At 60.4% G+C, this 17,752-nt stretch carries 21 protein-coding genes; 12 read left to right on the top strand and 9 right to left on the bottom strand.

What is annotated here, in order from left to right:
• Nucleotides 1-1,596, bottom strand: a complete 1,596-nt coding sequence (locus ACZ89E_RS03470; RefSeq protein WP_476254833.1) for a hypothetical protein — start codon at nt 1,594-1,596, stop codon at nt 1-3.
• 244 nt (nt 1,597-1,840) lie between these two features.
• On the opposite strand from ACZ89E_RS03470, the gene ACZ89E_RS03465 reads away from it, so the two are divergent.
• Nucleotides 1,841-2,269 (top strand): GNAT family N-acetyltransferase, encoded by a 429-nt coding sequence (locus tag ACZ89E_RS03465; protein ID WP_476254832.1) that lies wholly within the window; start codon nt 1,841-1,843, stop codon nt 2,267-2,269.
• Between the two features lie 105 nt (nt 2,270-2,374).
• Here the strand turns inward: ACZ89E_RS03465 and ACZ89E_RS03460 are convergent, their stop codons facing one another.
• Nucleotides 2,375-2,725 carry a hypothetical protein gene (locus ACZ89E_RS03460; RefSeq protein ID WP_149659895.1) on the bottom strand — a complete coding sequence of 117 codons (351 nt, stop codon included), beginning with the start codon at nt 2,723-2,725 and terminating at the stop codon, nt 2,375-2,377.
• A 149-nt stretch (nt 2,726-2,874) separates the two neighbouring features.
• Here ACZ89E_RS03460 and ACZ89E_RS03455 point away from each other — a divergent pair, with 149 nt between their 5' ends.
• The 9 genes from ACZ89E_RS03455 (at nt 2,875) to ACZ89E_RS03415 (ending at nt 7,870) form a co-directional block, all read left to right on the top strand.
• Complete coding sequence (locus ACZ89E_RS03455; RefSeq protein ID WP_054053620.1) at nt 2,875-3,120, top strand: hypothetical protein; 246 nt, start codon at nt 2,875-2,877, stop codon at nt 3,118-3,120.
• 21 nt (nt 3,121-3,141) lie between these two features.
• Entirely contained in the window at nt 3,142-3,471 is a 330-nt protein-coding gene (locus ACZ89E_RS03450; protein ID WP_476254831.1) for a DUF6388 family protein, read from the top strand.
• 35 nt (nt 3,472-3,506) lie between these two features.
• Entirely contained in the window at nt 3,507-4,211 is a 705-nt protein-coding gene (locus ACZ89E_RS03445) for a YoaK family protein (protein WP_476254830.1), read from the top strand.
• Between the two features lie 188 nt (nt 4,212-4,399).
• Nucleotides 4,400-4,792 (top strand): sulfurtransferase complex subunit TusD, encoded by a 393-nt coding sequence (gene tusD / locus ACZ89E_RS03440; RefSeq protein WP_149659899.1) that lies wholly within the window; start codon nt 4,400-4,402, stop codon nt 4,790-4,792.
• A gap of 1 nt (nt 4,793) precedes the next feature.
• Nucleotides 4,794-5,156, top strand: coding sequence for a sulfurtransferase complex subunit TusC (gene tusC / locus ACZ89E_RS03435; RefSeq protein WP_149659900.1), 363 nt, complete (start codon nt 4,794-4,796; stop codon nt 5,154-5,156).
• Nucleotides 5,156-5,449, top strand: coding sequence for a sulfurtransferase complex subunit TusB (gene tusB / locus ACZ89E_RS03430; RefSeq protein ID WP_476254829.1), 294 nt, complete (start codon nt 5,156-5,158; stop codon nt 5,447-5,449). The genes tusC and tusB overlap by 1 nt, the downstream gene beginning before the upstream one ends.
• On the top strand, nt 5,446-5,781 hold the full coding sequence (locus ACZ89E_RS03425; protein ID WP_149659902.1) for a TusE/DsrC/DsvC family sulfur relay protein: 336 nt from the start codon (nt 5,446-5,448) through the stop codon (nt 5,779-5,781). Before tusB ends, ACZ89E_RS03425 begins: the two co-directional genes overlap by 4 nt.
• A complete protein-coding gene (locus tag ACZ89E_RS03420; RefSeq protein ID WP_476254828.1) occupies nt 5,778-6,779 on the top strand; it encodes a glycosyl transferase family protein in 1,002 nt (333 codons plus the stop codon). The genes ACZ89E_RS03425 and ACZ89E_RS03420 overlap by 4 nt, the downstream gene beginning before the upstream one ends.
• Before the next feature lie 89 nt (nt 6,780-6,868).
• The gene (locus ACZ89E_RS03415) at nt 6,869-7,870 is read left to right on the top strand and encodes a glutathione S-transferase family protein (RefSeq protein ID WP_476254827.1); all 1,002 of its coding nucleotides are present in this window, start codon (nt 6,869-6,871) and stop codon (nt 7,868-7,870) included.
• A gap of 128 nt (nt 7,871-7,998) precedes the next feature.
• Here the strand turns inward: ACZ89E_RS03415 and cysG are convergent, their stop codons facing one another.
• From cysG to ACZ89E_RS03380, 7 genes are all read right to left on the bottom strand, one after another.
• The gene (gene cysG, locus ACZ89E_RS03410; protein WP_149659905.1) at nt 7,999-9,393 is read right to left on the bottom strand and encodes a siroheme synthase CysG; all 1,395 of its coding nucleotides are present in this window, start codon (nt 9,391-9,393) and stop codon (nt 7,999-8,001) included.
• Nucleotides 9,394-10,674, bottom strand: coding sequence for a serine--tRNA ligase (gene serS, locus ACZ89E_RS03405; protein ID WP_476254826.1), 1,281 nt, complete (start codon nt 10,672-10,674; stop codon nt 9,394-9,396). It abuts the gene before it with no gap.
• A 16-nt stretch (nt 10,675-10,690) separates the two neighbouring features.
• Nucleotides 10,691-11,065 (bottom strand): fluoride efflux transporter CrcB, encoded by a 375-nt coding sequence (gene crcB / locus ACZ89E_RS03400; protein WP_149659907.1) that lies wholly within the window; start codon nt 11,063-11,065, stop codon nt 10,691-10,693.
• Complete coding sequence (locus tag ACZ89E_RS03395; RefSeq protein WP_463260634.1) at nt 11,065-12,387, bottom strand: replication-associated recombination protein A; 1,323 nt, start codon at nt 12,385-12,387, stop codon at nt 11,065-11,067. The genes crcB and ACZ89E_RS03395 overlap by 1 nt, the downstream gene beginning before the upstream one ends.
• A gap of 215 nt (nt 12,388-12,602) precedes the next feature.
• Entirely contained in the window at nt 12,603-13,226 is a 624-nt protein-coding gene (gene lolA / locus ACZ89E_RS03390) for an outer membrane lipoprotein periplasmic chaperone LolA (RefSeq protein WP_149659908.1), read from the bottom strand.
• 64 nt (nt 13,227-13,290) lie between these two features.
• The gene (locus tag ACZ89E_RS03385; RefSeq protein WP_133838662.1) at nt 13,291-15,699 is read right to left on the bottom strand and encodes a DNA translocase FtsK; all 2,409 of its coding nucleotides are present in this window, start codon (nt 15,697-15,699) and stop codon (nt 13,291-13,293) included.
• On the bottom strand, nt 15,696-15,908 hold the full coding sequence (locus tag ACZ89E_RS03380; RefSeq protein WP_178129163.1) for a hypothetical protein: 213 nt from the start codon (nt 15,906-15,908) through the stop codon (nt 15,696-15,698). The genes ACZ89E_RS03385 and ACZ89E_RS03380 overlap by 4 nt, the downstream gene beginning before the upstream one ends.
• Nucleotides 15,909-16,007: 99 nt before the next feature.
• Between ACZ89E_RS03380 and trxB the strand changes: the two genes are divergently transcribed.
• Both trxB and aat read left to right on the top strand, forming a co-directional pair.
• Nucleotides 16,008-16,967 (top strand): thioredoxin-disulfide reductase, encoded by a 960-nt coding sequence (trxB, locus tag ACZ89E_RS03375; RefSeq protein WP_476254825.1) that lies wholly within the window; start codon nt 16,008-16,010, stop codon nt 16,965-16,967.
• 64 nt (nt 16,968-17,031) lie between these two features.
• Nucleotides 17,032-17,712: a leucyl/phenylalanyl-tRNA--protein transferase gene (gene aat / locus ACZ89E_RS03370; protein ID WP_149659911.1), complete on the top strand. Its 681-nt coding sequence runs from the start codon at nt 17,032-17,034 to the stop codon at nt 17,710-17,712.
• Nucleotides 17,713-17,752: the final 40 nt, after the last annotated feature.

Here is a 17,752-nt window from a genome sequence, read left to right as displayed (position 1 = left end):
TCAATTCTCCCTACCAGTCGCCAACGCAAGCTCGCCGTCCCGCACTTGACGTTGTGCTTCCAGCAATGCGATCCGGGCATTCAGACGGGCGGTTTCGGATTTGACGTCATCCAACGCAGCGTCCTGGCTGGACTGCGTAGTCAATTCATTGATTTGACGGGTTTTCTGCAGAATCGCGATTTTCGAATCGAGATCACTGAGTACCGACTGCCGTGCTGCCACCTCTTTGGCCTTGGCTTCGGCGGCTTGTTTGACCTCATACGCCTGTCGCGCATCTCTGTAGACGACTGCCTGGTCTAGTCCCGCAGATACGGTTTCGGCTAGTTGCTGGCCACGAGCCGCTTTCTCATCGAAATTAATCGTAGCAATGCTGCCATTTTCACGGAATGCGACCTTGAGTTCATTGTTCTGGAAAACTCCATTGCGAAATTTCAGAAGTCGCAGAGGCCCCATTTGCGGCACCATTACCAAGCTGCTGACAACAACCCCCTTCGCCCCATCCACATTGCATTGGTTGACATCAGACACCTCACAAATCAACAGATGCGCAGCAACAGGATCCCGGTACAACAAGCCTTCGCCGTCATCAGCAGTCACTTGTTTACGATTGCACAATGGTGTGTTTTTTTCACACGTAGCGGAGGTAGATAAATCGACCACCGGGGCCAGTCTACCTTTGAGATTCAGAACGGCTGACAACTGCTCCTTGGAATAACCGTTGGCAACAGGCTTCTCTTGAAAAAGTCCAAACAATGCCGCCTTGCTGGACAAACTGGGAGGTTCGTTCAGCAGAGTTTCCTTTAGGTTCCTCGGCCAGAAAAGCTGTTCAGCGATGGACACCCTGTTAACCAGCCGCTCCAATGACTGATCGGCTTTAGCAACGGCCAAGGCCTGCGCCTCGACCTGCTTCTGAAGCTTTTCCAACTGGGCCTTGAGCGTATCGGATAGGCCGTCGAGCCCCGCCAGCCTCTTTATCCGAGCAATATCATCATTCTGAGTCACCAACTTTTCGGTTTGCACAGCAAGGTTCGTGGTTTCTGCCGCGATTTCCTGCAATGCAGACAGCGTCGAAGCGGTGCAGACATAACTTAATGGCGGCTGAGGCTTACCCTCGCGCGGCTCCTCGCTCGCATTGAACCGCGGCACTCCACTGACCAAGCTCAATAGACTGACGCCACTTTTTATAACGCTGCCTGCGATCGCTTTAGTTTGATCCTCGGCGGAGGCATTGAAGCTTTTGATTACCCCGTTGTCGTAGGTTTCCATTCCGAGCCTGGAGATTTTGCTCCATCCAGCCATTTTTTCGTGGTCGACAGAGATACGTTCTCCCACAACATAGGTCGGTTCGGCATCGACTTTGGTCAAGAAGCGAATATTAGGGGTGCCATCCTGATTCACGCATTGCAAGAGCGTACGACGAACCGATAATTTGAACTGGAGCATCGAAAGTCCGTAACTACTCCCCATTTCAACGTTGTGCTTATCAGGTGACTGGGTATAAGGACCGTAGCCTTCCTGGCGCGTTTCCAGTTGTGTGGTGCAGCCCGCGTGAAAAATCAATGTGAGCGATGCGAATACAAACGTGGTCTTGTTCATCATGGCGTCCCTGCGGTCATTCAAGGTTCTGGAAATCCCCGCGCTCTACCAAGCCCATGTATGAACTCGGAGGGAACACCGTTATTGCGCCAACAGACCACGTCCAGCAGCATGGGGTTTAGATTGACTAATAGCGCAATGGCATCAGTTGTCAAATAGCCACGCTCCGTCTGCGGCAAAAGAACAAACACGTCCACCGAGTTAGTTTCGTAAACTTCGCCTCCATCGCCAAAAGGATGTAGCCATGCCGCTGCGAATCGAACTGTCACAAAACCCCACCCCCGAAGAACGCGAGGCGATCCTTGCACCGTTGCGTCTCTACAACGCGGCGCAAGCGGGAGCGGCCAATCCGCAACCGGTGGCCTTGCTGGTGCGTGACGACAAGGGCGAGATTCTGGGCGGACTCTATGGCCGGGTGTTTTATCAGTGGCTGTTTATCGAGTTGCTGTCCGTGCCGGAGCAGGCTCGGGGACAGGGCCTGGGCTCGAAACTGATGCACATGGCCGAAGAACTGGCGCGGGAAAAAGCATGCGTGGGGATCTGGCTCGACACCTTCGATTTCCAGGCGCCGGATTTCTACAAAAAGCTTGGCTACAGCGAAGTAGGCCAAATCGCAGATTACCCGCCGGGGCACCAGCGCCTCTTTTTCCAGAAGCGCCTGTCACCCGCCTAATGCACTACCCCTTGTAGGAGCGAAACTTGCTCGCGAGGAACGATAACGCGGTGTGTCAACGCTGCCGCCTTCGCGAGCAAGCTTCGCTCCTACAGAGATCCACTGTTACAAACAGGTCGCCAACGCTGCCAACCGGCGCTTGGCCACGAAATCATCGTGCTGCGCGTAGTAATCCAACTGCGTCCCGGAGGCATCGCTGCTCAAGTCCACGAACGATTCCGCCGACCGCGTATAAACCGTCGAACCCCCCTTCTTGCCCGGTTGCAGATAAGCCCCGGCGTCCACCCCGAACACCGCTTCGTCCTGCCAGGCGAATTGCACGCACTGGGCGACGACTTTTTCCGGTTTGTCCGAGGTCATGGTTTTGGTCGGGGCCTTGGTGCGGGAGTCGTCCATCACCGAACCGGCGCATCCCGCCAGCAGGGTGGCGGCCAGCGCCACCATCAGAATTCGCATTGTGTTCGCTCATCAGGAAAAAGCGGACTGTATCACCGTGGCGCGGCGTATCGTTCTGCTTTACTTCATTTATACCGCGACACCGGGTGACGATTCGCGCACCCTGTCGCGCAATTAACAACGCATCGCCTCTTTTTCTGGAAAGCCACATGACACCCAACGCCGAATTCTACAAACCGACCGCCGAATACGCCGACAAGCTGATCAGCCAGATCGGCCAGACCCCGTCCTGGATCGCCAAGCGCATCGGCGTCACCGACAAGCGGATTCGCTACATCCTCGACGGCGAACGCACCGTCAAGGGCGAAACCACGCCAATCCAGATGACCTACCCCGAGCAGTTCGCCCTCGAATGCCTGGCCGCCGCAGCCAAGGCCAAGAAGCAGTCTTCGTAACCCGGCCATCAAGGAGCGACCATGGCAGCCACCGAACAGCAACACGAACAGGCGCTGAAGAAGTTTCTCGATGAGCGCCCGGAGTTGCGCTACGAGCTCGACAACCTCAATCCGCTGTTGGCCCAGGCCAAGGGCGAGACCGCCGCGCAGTATCGCGAGGAGCGCCTGCACGAAGCCTTCGAAGCCGAGGCCGAACGCCTGGGTCTGTTTGCCTGGGAGTTGACCCTGCAACTGACCGCCGCCACCGCCGAGGCCTATCAGGCCCAGCGCATGGAAGTGCACAAGGAAGTGGCGGAGATGGCCGGCATGGACTGGCTGGAGTATTGCGAGTTATATGGATTGAGCAAGTGACCACCACGGTTGCTGCCTGAGGACGACCTGCACAGATGCTGCCATCCGCCTCCTCCCACCGGGCCAGCCCGGGTCATCTGCATATCCAGAAATGGCGCGGACGCATCGGCCTGTCGCTGGTGGCCGCGCTGTCGGTGCTCGCCGGCATGACCGACGCCATCGGCTTCATGGCCAGCGGCGACTTCGTGTCCTTCATGAGCGGCAACACCACCCGGCTCGCCGTGGCGATCAGCGATGGTGACCTGGGGCTGACCTTGCGCCTGTTGATTCTTGTGGCCACGTTCATCCTCGGCAATGCGCTGGGTATTGTGGTCAGCCGACTCGGCGGACGACGGGCGTTGCCGTTATTGCTGTGCATCGCCACCCTGCTGTGCGGTGCAGCCGCATGGCCGTACGAAGAACAACTGCCGGCGCTGCTGGCCGCGATCATCGCCATGGGCATGCTCAACGCCGCCGTGGAAGATGTGAACGGGCTGCCGGTGGGCCTGACCTACGTCACCGGTGCCTTATCGCGCTTCGGTCGTGGCCTGGGCCGCTGGCTGCTGGGCGAGCGGCGCAACGGCTGGCGGGTCCAGCTGATTCCCTGGACCGGCATGTTCGCCGGCGCGGTGATCGGGGCGCTGCTGGAACAGCATCTGGGGCTCAAGGCGCTGTTTGTCAGCGGCTTGCTGGCCGGGGTGATCGGGTTCTTGTCGCTGAAAATCCCGCGGCGTTGGCAGTTGGGCTACATGCCACGCTGACACAGCGATCGTTCCCACGCTCTGCGTGGGAATGCAGCCCGGGACGCTCTGCGTCCCATTGGAGCGCGGAGCGTCCCTTGAGGCATTCCCACGCAGAGCGTGGGCACGATCAGCGAGAGCGTAATCGCCCTTCGCCGCCCCGGCGATAAAGCTTTATCATGGCCGCAGTTTTGCTGATCGAGTCCGTCATGAAGTTCGCCATTGCGCTGTTTTCCGCTGCCCATGCGCCCTCCTCGCGCCGTGCCTTGTTGTTCGCCCAGGCCGCGCTGGCCGGTGGGCATGAGATTGTCCGGCTGTTTTTCTATCAGGACGGCGTCTATAACGCGTCCGACAGCGTGGTCACGCCCCAGGATGAACAGGACCTGCCCAAGCAATGGCGCGGGTTTGTCGCCGAGCATCAATTGGACGGCGTCGTGTGCATCGCGGCGGCCCTGCGTCGTGGCGTGTTGAATGAAGAAGAAGCCCGGCGCTATCAGCGCGAAGCGGTCGCCGTCAGCGCGCCGTGGGAATTGTCCGGCCTCGGTCAGTTGCATGACGCCGTGCAAGACGCCGACCGTCTGATCTGTTTCGGAGGCGCTTGAGATGGCTAAATCCTTGCTGATTATCAGCCGCCAGGCGCCGTGGTCCGGCCCGAGTGCGCGGGAAGCGCTGGACATCGTCCTCGCCGGCGGCGCGTTCGACCTGCCGATCGGCCTGCTGTTTCTCGATGACGGCGTCTTGCAGCTAGCTGCCCGTCAGGACGCCAAGGCCCTGCAACAGAAAGACCTGAGCGCCAACCTGCAAGCCTTGCCGATGTTCGGTGTCGAAGACCTGTTTGTCTGCGCCGACAGCGCCGCTGAACGGGGCCTGGACCCGAGCGCTCTGGCGCTGGAAGAAGCCCAGGTCCTGGCCGCCGACGAAATCACCGCCCTTATCGACCGTTATGACCAGGTGATCACCCTCTGATGTCGACTTTGCATGTGTTGTCTCATTCCCCGTTCGGCGACGATCGCCTGAACAGTTGCCTGCGCGTGATCGGCGCCCATGATGCGCTGCTGCTGTCTGGCGACGCAGCGTACGCCTTGCAGCCTGGCACCGCGCCGTTCAACGCGCTGAACGCTCGCGGCCTCAAGCTGTTCGTGCTGGCCGAAGATGCCCAGGCCCGCGCACTGAATGTCCCTGACTGGGCCAGGGCCATCGATTACCCCGCCTTCGTCGAGCTGTCGATTCACTACGACAAGGTCAACAGTTGGCTATGAATTCCCTGACCGTCGGCGCTCGCGCCATCGAGCTGGACAAGGACGGCTTCCTGGTCGAACTGAGCGACTGGTCCTTTGAGGTGGCCAGTGCATTGGCCACTGCCGAAGACATCGAGTTGAGCCCCGAGCACTGGGAAATCCTCGAACTGCTGCGCAATTTCTACGACGAATTCCAGCTGTCCCCGGCCACCCGTCCGCTGATCAAGTACACCGCGTTGAAGCTCGGCCCGGAAAAAGGCAACAGCCTGCACCTGAACCGACTGTTCAAAGGCACCCCTGCCAAACTCGCCGCAAAACTGGCGGGCCTGCCCAAACCGACGAATTGCTTATGACCGACTACCCCGCATTGACCCTCGAAACGCCCGCCGAGCACCCGTTCGCCCAGTTCGTGCGGATCCTGGGCAAAGGCAAGCGTGGCGCCCGTGACCTGACTCGCGAAGAAGCCCGCCAAGCCATGGGCTTCGTGCTCGACGACCAGGTCGAGGACACCCAGCTCGGCGCGTTCCTGATGCTGTTGCGGCACAAGGAAGAAAGCGCCGAAGAGATGGCCGGTTTCACCGAAGCCTTGCGCGCACGGTTGAAGGCGCCGACCTTTAATGTCGACCTGGACTGGCCGACTTATGCCGGTAAGAAGCGTCATCTGCCCTGGTTCCTGTTGGCAGCCAAGTGCCTGGCCCAGAACGGCGTGCGGATTTTCATGCACGGCGGCGGCGCACATACGGCCGGTCGGCTGTACAGCGAGCAACTGCTGAATGAGTTGAACATCCCGCTGTGCCGCAACTGGCAACGGGTGGGCGATGCGCTGGATAACGGCGGTCTGGCGTTTATGCCGTTAGTCGATTGGGCGCCACAACTTCAGCGCATGATCGACCTGCGCAACACCCTGGGCCTGCGTTCACCGATTCACTCCCTCACGCGCATCCTCAATCCGTTGGGCGCGCGCTGTGGTCTGCAAAGTATTTTCCATCCGGGCTATCAAGCCGTGCATCGCGATGCCAGCGGCTTGCTCGGCGACACCGCGATTGTGGTCAAGGGCGATGGCGGCGAAATCGAGATCAACCCGGACGCCGACAGTCACCTGTACGGCACCACGGGTGGCGAAAGCTGGGACGAGGAATGGCCGCAGCTTTCCGCGCAGCGCCACGTCAAACCGGCAACCCTTGACCCTGAGCATTTGAAAGCGGTGTGGCGCGGTGAGGTGGTCGACAGCTACCCGCAAATGGCGTTGATCTCGACCATGGCCCTGGCCTTGCGCGGCCTCGGCCAGACCCGCGAGCAAGCGTTCGAAACCGCCCAGCAGTACTGGGATGCGCGAGACAGATCGATTTAACCGATCATAACTGCCCAACCTTTGCGCTATTTAATCGAACCTATGCGCATAGACTCCTCTCCAACGCTTATTGGTTGAGGAGTCTTGAAATGGGTTTGTTAGTTGAAGGCCAGTGGCACGACCAGTGGTACGAAAGCAGCAAGGACGGCGCATTTCAGCGCGAACAGGCGCAACGCCGCAATTGGCTGACCGCCGACGGTCAGCCCGGCCCGACCGGTGTCGGTGGCTTTGCGGCCGAGGCCGGGCGCTATCACCTCTACGTCTCCCTCGCCTGCCCCTGGGCTCATCGCACGCTGATCCTGCGCAAACTCAAAGGCCTCGAAAGCCTGATCGATGTGTCGGTGGTCAGTTGGTTGATGCTGGAAAACGGCTGGACCTTCGACCAGAGCCTGGGCTCGACCGGCGACAAGCTCGATCACTTCAATTTCATGCACCAGCGCTACACCGCCGATAGCGCCGACTACACCGGCCGCGTCACCGTGCCGGTGCTGTGGGACAAACAGCAAAAGCGCATCGTCAACAATGAATCGGCGGAGATCATCCGCATGTTCAACAGCGCTTTCGATGATTTGACCGGCAATGACCTGGATTTCTACCCGGCGCCGCTGCGTAGCGAAATCGATGGGCTGAACGAGCGGATTTACCCGGCGGTGAACAACGGCGTTTACCGCGCCGGGTTTGCCACGTCGCAGAAGGCCTATGAAGAGGCATTCGATGAGGTGTTTGCCGAGCTGGATCGACTGGAGTTGCTGTTAGGCGAGAACCGTTACCTGGTGGGTGAATACCTGACGGAAGCGGACATTCGGTTGTTCACCACGCTGATTCGCTTTGATGCGGTGTATTACGGGCACTTCAAGTGCAACCTGCGGCGCATTGCCGATTATCCGAATCTGTCGAACTGGCTGCGGGAGCTGTATCAGTGGCCAGGGATTGCCGAGACGGTGGATTTCGAGCACATCAAGAACCACTACTACGGCAGCCACAAGACCATTAACCCGACGGGGATTGTGCCGAAAGGGCCGGCGCAGGACTTTACCGCTGCGCATGATCGGGCGCGGTTGAGAGGGAAAGGGGTTTGGCGTAACGCCTAAGATGATCGTTCCCACGCTCCGCGTGGGAATGCCTCAAGGGACGCTCCGCGTTCCTGTTCTGGAGGGGACGCGGAGCGTCCCGGGCTGCATTCCCACGCAGAGCGTGGGAACGATCGGTTACCGGGTGTTCAGACCTGCGCCTGAGCCCCTTCAAACCACGCCAGTTTCTCGCGCAGTTGCACCACTTCCCCAACAATCACCAGCGTCGGCGCATGCACTTCATGCTCCGCCACCAGCCGTGGAAGGTCGGCCAACGTGCCGGTAAACACCCGCTGATTGACCGTGGTGCCCTGCTGGATCAACGCCGCCGGGGTGTCCGCACCACGACCATGCTTGATCAACTGCTCGCAGATGATCGGCAAGCCCACCAGCCCCATGTAAAACACCAGGGTTTGCGCCGGAGCGACCAGGTCGGCCCACGGCAAATCGGTGGAACCGTCCTTCAAGTGCCCGGTAACGAACCGCACGGACTGCGCATAATCGCGGTGAGTCAGCGGAATCCCGGCATACGCCGCGCAGCCACTGGCTGCGGTGATACCCGGCACGACCTGGAACGGGATGCCATGGGCCGCCAGCTCTTCGATCTCTTCACCGCCACGGCCGAAGATGAACGGATCGCCGCCCTTCAACCGCACCACACGCTTACCAGCCTTGGCCAGATCCACCAGTTGCTTGTTGATCTGATCCTGTGGCACCGCGTGATCGGCGCGGCGCTTGCCGACGTAGATCCGCTCGGCATCGCGACGGCACAAATCCAGAATCGCCGGCGCCACCAAGCGGTCGTAAAGCACCACATCGGCTTGCTGCATCAGACGCAAGGCGCGGAAGGTCAGCAGGTCCGGATCACCGGGGCCAGCGCCGACCAAATACACCTCACCCGTGGCTTTCGGAGCGTCACCGGCGATTTTCGCCAGCATCAGGCGTTCGGCTTCAGCGCCCTGCCCGGCCAGTTGCCGGTCGGCGATCGGGCCCTGGAACACATCTTCCCAGAACGCCCGACGCTGCTGCACATCCGGGAACAGGCCTTTGACCTGACTGCGAAAACGCGCGGCCAGACCGGCCAGTTGACCGTAGGTGGAAGGAATCCAGGTTTCGATTTTCGCCCGGATCAGCCGCGCCAGCACCGGCGCATCGCCGCCGCTGGAGATGGCAACGATCAGCGGGGAACGGTCGACAATCGCCGGAAAGATCACGCTGCACAGGGCCGGCGCATCCACCACGTTGACCGGCACGCAACGCCGATGGGCATCGGCGGAGACCTGCGCGTTCAGCGGTTCGTCGTCGGTGGCGGCAATGATCAGCCCGCAATCGTCCAGGTCCGCTTCGACGTAGCCACGCAACAGGCACTCGCCGCCGCTACCGACCACCAATTCACGCAGTTGCGCTTCGATTTCAGGTGCGACCACCCGCAGCAGCGCACCGGCTTCAGCCAGCAGGCGGGACTTGCGCAATGCAATCTCCCCGCCGCCGACGACCAACACACGACTGCCGCGCAGGTTATGAAACAGCGGCAGATAATCCATTTAGCCGATGACCTCGAGGCCACCCATGTACGGCTTCAGTACCTCAGGCACACGGATCGAACCGTCGGCCTGCTGGTAGTTTTCCAGCACGGCCACCAGGGTACGACCGACCGCCAGGCCGGAACCGTTCAGGGTGTGCACCAGTTCAGGCTTGCCGGTTTCCGGGTTACGGAAACGCGCTTGCATGCGCCGGGCCTGGAAATCGCCGCAGTTGGAGCACGACGAGATTTCGCGGTACTTGTCCTGGCTCGGAATCCACACTTCCAGGTCGTAAGTCTTCACGGCACTAAAGCCCATGTCGCCGGTACACAGCGCGAGGGTGCGGTAAGGCAGTTCCAACAGTTGCAGGACTTTCTCGGCGTTGGCGGTCAGGCCTTCCAGAGCCTCCATCGAGGTCGATGGTTCAACGATCTGGACCATTTCAACTTTGTCGAACTGGTGCTGGCGGATCATGCCGCGGGTATCGCGACCCGACGCGCCGGCTTCGCTGCGAAAGCACGGGGTGTGGGCGACGAACTTGATTGGCAGCAGTTTCGAATCGATGATTTCGCCAGCAACGATGTTGGTCAGCGACACTTCAGCGGTCGGGATCAAGTACAGATCGGCTTCGCCTTCGCGGGTGATCTTGAACAGGTCTTCTTCGAACTTCGGCAACTGGCCAGTGCCTTGCAGTGCCGGCGCCTGGACCAGATACGGCGTGTAGGCCTCTTCGTAACCGTGTTCGGTGGTGTGCAGGTTGATCATGAACTGCGCCAGGGCGCGGTGCAGACGGGCGATCGGGCCGCGCAACAGAGCGAAACGGGCGCCGGACAGTTTGGCGGCGGTTTCGAAGTCGAGCCAACCGAACTTCTCGCCCAGGGCCACGTGGTCCTGAACCGGGAAATCGAATGCAGTCGGGGTGCCCCAGCGGCGCACTTCGACGTTGCCGTCCTCATCGGCGCCGATTGGCACGGATTCGTGGGGCAGGTTCGGGATGCCGAGCAGGATCGAGTCCAGGTCGGTCTGGATCTGGTCCAGTTCAACCTTGCCGGCGCTCAATTCGTTCGCCATGCGCTCGACGTCAGCCATCAACGGTGCGATGTCTTCGCCGCGCTGCTTGGCCTGGCCGATGGATTTGGAGCGCGCATTACGTTCAGCCTGCAGTGCTTCGGTGCGGGTCTGGACGGTCTTGCGCTGTTCTTCCAGCGCTTCGATGCGCGCAACATCCAGTACAAAGCCACGGGATGCCAGGCGGTCCGCTACGTCCTGAAGGTTGCTACGTAACAGTTTGGAATCGAGCATGTCGGTCTCTCGTTTATCAAAGTTTGGTCAGGGACAGGCCAGCCCAGGTGGCGAGCAGCCCGCCGAATACGCTGATCGCAGCATAGCCCAGGGCCAGCGGCACTTGCCCGCTTTCGAGCAGGCGCACCGTATCCAGTGAAAAGGATGAAAAAGTCGTCAGCCCCCCGAGGAAGCCGACGATCAACCCGGCGCGCACCTCGATCGGCACCTCCGGGCGTATCAAAAACAGACCGTATAAAACGCCGATCAGCAAACAGCCGACGATATTAACGGCCAGCGTCGCGGTATAGAAGTGCCGCGGCCAATTAGCGTTGATCCAGTTACCGGTAGCAAAGCGCAACAGCGTGCCGGCGATCCCGCCGATGGAAACTGCAACGATCAAGGGAATCACTATTTTCTCCGCTGCCGGGGGCTCAGACGATCAAGTTGCGCGAGGTGGTTGAGCTTCTCGCCGATCTTCAGCTCCAGGCCACGGGGCACCGGCTGATAGAAGGGTTGTGGCTCCAACTCATCCGGGAAGTAGTCTTCACCGGCGGCATAGGCGTCCGGCTCATCGTGGGCATAGCGGTATTCGTCGCCGTAACCCAGTTGCTTCATCAGCTTGGTCGGTGCATTGCGCAAGTGCAGCGGCACTTCCAGCGAACCATGTTCGGTGGCGCTACGCATCGCCGCTTTGAAACCCATGTACACCGCGTTGCTTTTCGGTGCGCAAGCCAGATAGGTGATGGCCTGGGCCACCGCCAATTCGCCTTCGGGGCTGCCGAGACGCTCCTGCACTTCCCACGCCGCCAGGCACAGGCTCAGGGCGCGGGGGTCGGCGTTGCCGATGTCTTCGCTGGCCATGCGCACCACGCGCCGTGCCAGGTAAAGCGGATCGCAACCGCCGTCGATCATGCGCGCGAACCAGTACAGCGCGCCGTCGGGGTTGGAGCCGCGCACGGATTTGTGCAGCGCGGAAATCTGGTCGTAGAACGCTTCGCCGCCCTTATCGAAACGCCGACGGGTATCGCCGAGCAGACTTTGCAGCAGATCGATGCCGATCTCACTGTTGTCTTCGGCCAGGTCGGAGGCGTTTTCCAGCAGATTGAGCAGGCGCCGGCCATCGCCATCGGCGGCGGACAGCAACATCTGGAAGCCTTCGTCGCTGAGGGTCAATTGCCGCTTGCCCAGGCCCCGCTCTTCGGTTAGCGCTCGGTGCACCAGTTTGCGCAGGGCCGCTTCGTCGAGGCTTTTGAGCACGTAGACGCGTGCCCGGGAGAGCAAGGCGTTGTTGAGTTCAAAGGACGGGTTTTCGGTGGTCGCGCCGATGAAAATCAGCGTGCCGTCTTCAACGTAGGGCAGGAACGCATCCTGCTGGGATTTGTTGAAGCGGTGCACTTCATCGACAAACAGAATGGTCCGTCGGCCGTACTGCCCCGCCTGTTGCTTGGCAATTTCCACCGCCTGACGGATTTCCTTCACGCCGGCCAGCACCGCCGAGACCGTTTCGAAGTGCGCATCCGAGACTTCCGCCAGCAGCCGCGCCAGAGTGGTCTTACCCACGCCCGGCGGGCCCCAGAAAATCATCGAATGCAGGGCACCCTGCTCCAACGCTTCGCGCAAAGGCTTGCCGCGAGCGAGCAGGTGTTCCTGACCGACGTACTCATCCAGATTGGCGGCACGCAAGCGCGCGGCCAAGGGTTGAGCAATCGGGGCACTGCGAAACAGGTCCATCACGTACGGTTGAAACCTCGCTTTATTACCTAATTCTCAAATCTGCCGAATACTCTGTGGCGAGGGGGCTTGCCCCCGTTCGGCTGCGAAGCAGTCGTAAAAACCAGCAATCGCTGTATGACTGTTACACCGCGTTTGCAGGTTTGGAGTCGCTTCGCGACCCAACGGGGACAAGCCCCCTCGCCACAAAAGCCAGCGCCCACAAATTCCGCATTTTACTCCTGGATCACGTCCGCGCCCTTCGGGATGTCGAACTTGAACTTGGACGCCGGGATCGGCTCGTTGGCCTTCACGCCGGTGAACAGGAGGTTGGTGCGCTGGCCGACGCTGTCGATCATTTGCATGTCATTGACCAGGCCGTTGCGGAACGACAGGCGCAGGCTGTCGAACAGGGTGTCCTTGGTTTTCGGCTTCAGGGTGAAGTCGATCACGCCACCGGCTTCCTTGGCGCTGATGTCGAAGCTCTCCTTGATCTTGGACACGTCACCGGACAGCAGCAGGGCGGGGGTCTGGGTCAGGCGCTGGTCGAGGGTCTTGATGGTGACCTGTTCCAGATCCGGGTCCCACAGGGTGACCTTCTTGCCATCGGAGACCATGGTTTGTTCGGCAGGTGCATCGGTGTGCCAGTAGAACAGGCCCGGACGCTGCAGCGACATTTCACCAGCGGTTTCCTGCAACTGGGTGCCGCTGCCATCGAGAGTCAGCTGGGAGAAGCGCGCGGTCAGGGTCTTGGATGTTTCCAGCAGTTGGGTCAGGCGCGCCACGTCCTTGTCGTCGGCGTGGGCCGAGAGCGTGGTCAAAGCCAGAACCGGCAGCAACAGCATGCGGATAAGACGCATGGGAGTCCTCTTGAGATGCGTGGGGGTTGCGGAGGCGCGTCATTGCGCCCCCCTTCAATTCAAATCAGTCGCGCACCGGGCCAGGGGCCAGGACTTCACGCGAACCGTTGGTGTTCATGGACGTCACGACCCCGGCCATTTCCATGGCTTCGATCATGCGCGCGGCGCGGTTGTAGCCGATTTTTAGCTTGCGCTGCACCGCCGAGATGGACGCGCGACGGCTTTCCAGCACGAACTGCACGGCTTCGTCGTACAGCGCGTCGGATTCGCTGTCGTCATCGCCACCACCGCTGCCGCCGTCGAAACCGCTACCGGCTTCTTCGACACCAGCGAGGATTTCATCGTTGTATTCCGGTGCGCCGCGCAGTTTCCAGGCTTCAACCACCCGGTGTACCTCGTCATCGGACACGAACGCGCCGTGAACCCGGATCGGCAGGCTGGTGCCCGGCGGCATGTAGAGCATGTCACCGTGGCCCAGCAATTGCTCGGCGCCACCCTGGTCGATGATGGTCCGGGAGTCGATTTTGCTCGAGACCTGGAACGCCATGCGGGTCGGAATATTGGCCTTGATCAGACCGGTGATCACGTCAACCGACGGACGCTGGGTCGCGAGAATCAAGTGGATACCGGCCGCACGGGCCTTCTGGGCGATACGGGCGATCAGTTCTTCGACCTTCTTGCCGACGATCATCATCATGTCGGCGAATTCGTCGACGACCACGACGATGGTCGGCAGCTTGGTCAGCAGCGGCGCTTCGTCGTGAATGCTTTCGCGCTTGTACAAAGGATCGGTCAACGGCGTACCGGCGTCCTGGGCTTCCTTGACCTTGGCGTTGAAGCCCGACAGGTTACGCACGCCCATCTTCGCCATCAGTTTGTAGCGACGCTCCATCTCCGCCACGCTCCAGCGCAGGGCGTTGGCCGCGTCCTTCATGTCGGTGACCACTGGGCAGAGCAGATGCGGAATGCCTTCGTAGATCGACAGCTCAAGCATTTTCGGGTCGATCATGATCAGCTTGGCGTCTTCCGGGCCAGACTTGAACAGGATCGACAGGATCATCGCGTTCACACCCACCGACTTACCGGAACCGGTGGTACCGGCCACCAGCAAGTGCGGCATTTTCGCCAGGTCGGTGATGACCGGCTTGCCGCCGATGTCGTGGCCCAGGGCCAGGGTCACCGGGGATTTGAAGTTGTCGTATTCCGGGGTCGACAGCACTTCGGAGAAGCGCACGATCTGGCGGTCTTCGTTAGGGATCTCGATACCGACGGTGGTCTTGCCCGGAATCACTTCCACCACCCGCACGCTGGTCACGGCCAGGGAACGCGCCAGGTCTTTGGCCAGATTGGAGATGCGGCTGACCTTGACGCCGGCGGCCGGCTGGATTTCGTAACGGGTAATGACCGGGCCTGGGTGAATCGAATCCACCGAGACTTCGACGCCGAATTCCTTGAGCTTGATTTCCAGCAAGTGGCCGACGGCTGCCAGCGACTCCGGGGAATAGTTGAGCTGTTTCTTTTCCGCCGGGTCGAGGATCGAGATCGGTGGCAAGGTGCCTTCGACGGCGCTGTCGACGAACAACGGCGCCTGCTTCTCTTTTTCCACACGCTTGCTCGGCGCGGCCGGTTTCGGCGGTGCCGGGGCAATCACGGGCGGCACCTGCTTCTCGCGATCCGACATGTGCTTGCTCAGGGCCTGCTCGCGCTCGATCAGGCGTTCCTTGACCTTGGCCTGCTCACGTTTATCGGTGACTGTCGGGGCAACCACGTCATGCACGCGGTCATCGACCTCACGCAATTGCGCGACCAGTTGTTTGCGCTCGACCCGTGCCGCCCACCAGCGATTGGCGGCGCCCTGGAACAGTTCGAGCAGGTCGAGGGTGATCTTGCCGGTGACGTCCATCACCTTGAACCATGACAGGTCGGTGAACACCGTCAGGCCGAACAGGAACAGGGCGATGAACAGCAGCGTGCTGCCCTGGATGTTCAGGGCATTGCGGGCCAGGTCGCCCAGGCTTTCGCCCAATGCGCCGCCGGCACCGGCCGGCAGGCCGGTCGCCGCATGGAAATGGATGTGGGCCAGCGCCGCGCCTGACAGCACCAGGAACACCAGGCCGATCAGCCGCCAGGAGAACAACCAGCCGCTCCACTGCCACGGTTCATGGCGTTGACGAAAAATCTGGTAGATCTTGACCGCCAGCAACAGCGGGAAGATGTAGGCGAAGTAACCCAACACCATGAACAGGATATCGGCGCTGTAGGAGCCCACCGGGCCGCCGAAGTTCTGGACGTCCTCGATCTTGCTGTTATGACTCCAGCCCGGATCGTCCTTGCCATAGGTTAACAAGGCCATCATCAGGAACAGGCACAGGGCGCCGATGGCGATCAATGCACCTTCCTTGAGTCGGTAGTGCAGATGCTGGCGCCAAAGCGGTACAACGGCTGGTTTAGGTGCTGCGGTGGATTTCTTCAAAACGCTTCTTTTCCTGCGCCTATGGCGCGTCCATCTGTTGAATGACTATAAAAAACTGCCCAATCCAGGCAGGTAAAAAAGTTAACCGATGCAACTGGGACTACTTTTAACACTGCACCCCGATGTTTCAAAACAGGGCAGGCAGTGCTTTTTTTAATACAAGCGCTGTAACAAGCAGGCATTGTACGGGTTTGTTCGCCCGATGCCATGCTGGCAGTCCTTGGGTGTAGCATAGCCAAACGCACATGACACACGGTTCAATTTGAGCACGCATTCTCTTTTGTGACAAAGGCTTATGAGGTGTTTTTATGAGCGAGTCCAAGCATTCACGCCTGATCATTCTGGGTTCCGGCCCTGCCGGTTACAGCGCCGCCGTTTATGCCGCCCGGGCCAACCTCAAACCGGTGGTCATTACCGGCATACAGGCAGGTGGCCAGCTCACCACCACCGTCGAAGTCGATAACTGGCCCGGTGACGTCGAAGGCCTCACCGGCCCGGTGCTGATGGAACGCATGCAAAAACACGCCGAACGCTTTGACACAGAGATCGTTTACGACCACATCCACACCGCCAAGTTGCAGCAGCGCCCGTTCGAACTCATCGGCGACAGCGGCACATACACCTGCGACGCGCTGATTATCGCCACCGGCGCTTCGGCGCAATACCTGGGGCTGCCCTCGGAAGAAGCCTTTGCCGGCAAAGGGGTTTCGGCCTGTGCAACGTGCGACGGCTTCTTCTACCGCAATCAGGTGGTCGCGGTGGTCGGCGGCGGCAACACGGCGGTTGAAGAAGCGCTGTACCTGTCGAACATCGCCAAGGAAGTCCATCTGGTGCACCGGCGCGACAAACTGCGCTCGGAGAAGATTCTTCAGGACAAGCTGTTCGAGAAAGCCGCCAACGGCAATATCCGCCTGCACTGGAACCAGAACCTCGATGAAGTGCTGGGCGACGCCAGCGGCGTGACCGGCGCCCGTCTGAGCGACAGCCATACCGGTGAGATGAGCGAATTACCGCTGGCCGGCGTGTTCATCGCCATCGGCCACAAGCCCAATACCGATCTGTTCCAGGGCCAGCTGCCGATGCGTGACGGCTATCTGCTGATCAAGGGTGGCAACGAAGGCGATGCCACCGCTACCGAGATCCCTGGCGTATTCGCCGCGGGCGACGTGGCCGATCACGTTTACCGTCAGGCCGTGACGTCTGCCGGTGCCGGTTGCATGGCCGCACTGGACGCCGAGAAATACCTCGACGATATTCCAACCGTGTGACGCTCCAATTCACGGCGGACCGACAAGCCCGCCACTGCCCTCCCCTTCTGCAAGCCCGGATGCCATGCTGACTTGGTTACAACGCAACACCCTGACTTTCCCGCCCCTGGAAAAAGCCATGCGCGATCCCAACGGATTGTTGGCGGCGGGCGGCGATCTGTCCGCCGACCGCCTGATCCAGGCCTATCGCCACGGTTGCTTTCCGTGGTTTTCCGAAGGCCAGCCGATTCTCTGGTGGTCGCCGGACCCGCGCACGGTTCTGTTTCCCGACGAACTGCACGTTTCCCGCAGCCTCGGCAAACTGCTGCGCCAACAACGCTATCAAGTGACCTTCGATCAGGATTTCGCCGCGGTCATCAGCGCCTGCGCCGCACCACGGGATTACGCCGACGGCACCTGGATCACCGAAGCCATGCAGGACGCCTACCTGGAGCTGCACCGGCGCGGATATGCGCACTCGGTCGAGGTCTGGGACCAGGGCGAGCTGGTCGGCGGGCTGTACGGCCTGGCCATGGGACAGCTGTTTTTTGGCGAATCGATGTTCAGCCGCGCCGATAACGCGTCCAAATTTGGCTTTGCCACCTTGGTGCGACATCTGAAAGACTCGGGTTTCGTGCTGATCGATTGCCAGATGCCGACTGATCACCTGCACAGTCTCGGTGCCCGGGCGATTCCCCGAAGGGAATTTGCCGACTATCTGGCGCGACACCTGGATCAGCCCAATAGCGCCACCTGGGTTTACTGAGCGACTTTTGCGTGTGTGGCTTACACTTAATTCAAAGCTT

Source organism: Pseudomonas sp. TE3899, from assembly GCF_056279105.1.
Note: the sequence above shows the minus strand (reverse complement) of the source record. Positions and strands in the feature narration are given on the sequence as shown.

What these genes read in the sequence shown, in the direction of transcription:
- lolA (WP_149659908.1), bottom strand. Translation starts at nt 13,226, where the DNA reads ATGCGTCTTATCCGCATGCTGTTGCTGCCGGTTCTGGCTTTGACCACG.
- ACZ89E_RS03425 (WP_149659902.1), top strand. Translation starts at nt 5,446, where the DNA reads ATGAATTCCCTGACCGTCGGCGCTCGCGCCATCGAGCTGGACAAGGAC.
- ACZ89E_RS03460 (WP_149659895.1), bottom strand. Translation starts at nt 2,725, where the DNA reads ATGCGAATTCTGATGGTGGCGCTGGCCGCCACCCTGCTGGCGGGATGC.
- ACZ89E_RS03420 (WP_476254828.1), top strand. Translation starts at nt 5,778, where the DNA reads ATGACCGACTACCCCGCATTGACCCTCGAAACGCCCGCCGAGCACCCG.
- tusC (WP_149659900.1), top strand. Translation starts at nt 4,794, where the DNA reads ATGGCTAAATCCTTGCTGATTATCAGCCGCCAGGCGCCGTGGTCCGGC.
- cysG (WP_149659905.1), bottom strand. Translation starts at nt 9,393, where the DNA reads ATGGATTATCTGCCGCTGTTTCATAACCTGCGCGGCAGTCGTGTGTTG.
- ACZ89E_RS03450 (WP_476254831.1), top strand. Translation starts at nt 3,142, where the DNA reads ATGGCAGCCACCGAACAGCAACACGAACAGGCGCTGAAGAAGTTTCTC.
- trxB (WP_476254825.1), top strand. Translation starts at nt 16,008, where the DNA reads ATGAGCGAGTCCAAGCATTCACGCCTGATCATTCTGGGTTCCGGCCCT.
- ACZ89E_RS03455 (WP_054053620.1), top strand. Translation starts at nt 2,875, where the DNA reads ATGACACCCAACGCCGAATTCTACAAACCGACCGCCGAATACGCCGAC.
- ACZ89E_RS03380 (WP_178129163.1), bottom strand. Translation starts at nt 15,908, where the DNA reads ATGGCATCGGGCGAACAAACCCGTACAATGCCTGCTTGTTACAGCGCT.
- ACZ89E_RS03470 (WP_476254833.1), bottom strand. Translation starts at nt 1,596, where the DNA reads ATGAACAAGACCACGTTTGTATTCGCATCGCTCACATTGATTTTTCAC.
- ACZ89E_RS03445 (WP_476254830.1), top strand. Translation starts at nt 3,507, where the DNA reads ATGCTGCCATCCGCCTCCTCCCACCGGGCCAGCCCGGGTCATCTGCAT.
- serS (WP_476254826.1), bottom strand. Translation starts at nt 10,674, where the DNA reads ATGCTCGATTCCAAACTGTTACGTAGCAACCTTCAGGACGTAGCGGAC.
- ACZ89E_RS03415 (WP_476254827.1), top strand. Translation starts at nt 6,869, where the DNA reads ATGGGTTTGTTAGTTGAAGGCCAGTGGCACGACCAGTGGTACGAAAGC.
- tusB (WP_476254829.1), top strand. Translation starts at nt 5,156, where the DNA reads ATGTCGACTTTGCATGTGTTGTCTCATTCCCCGTTCGGCGACGATCGC.
- tusD (WP_149659899.1), top strand. Translation starts at nt 4,400, where the DNA reads ATGAAGTTCGCCATTGCGCTGTTTTCCGCTGCCCATGCGCCCTCCTCG.
- aat (WP_149659911.1), top strand. Translation starts at nt 17,032, where the DNA reads ATGCTGACTTGGTTACAACGCAACACCCTGACTTTCCCGCCCCTGGAA.
- ACZ89E_RS03465 (WP_476254832.1), top strand. Translation starts at nt 1,841, where the DNA reads ATGCCGCTGCGAATCGAACTGTCACAAAACCCCACCCCCGAAGAACGC.
- ACZ89E_RS03395 (WP_463260634.1), bottom strand. Translation starts at nt 12,387, where the DNA reads ATGGACCTGTTTCGCAGTGCCCCGATTGCTCAACCCTTGGCCGCGCGC.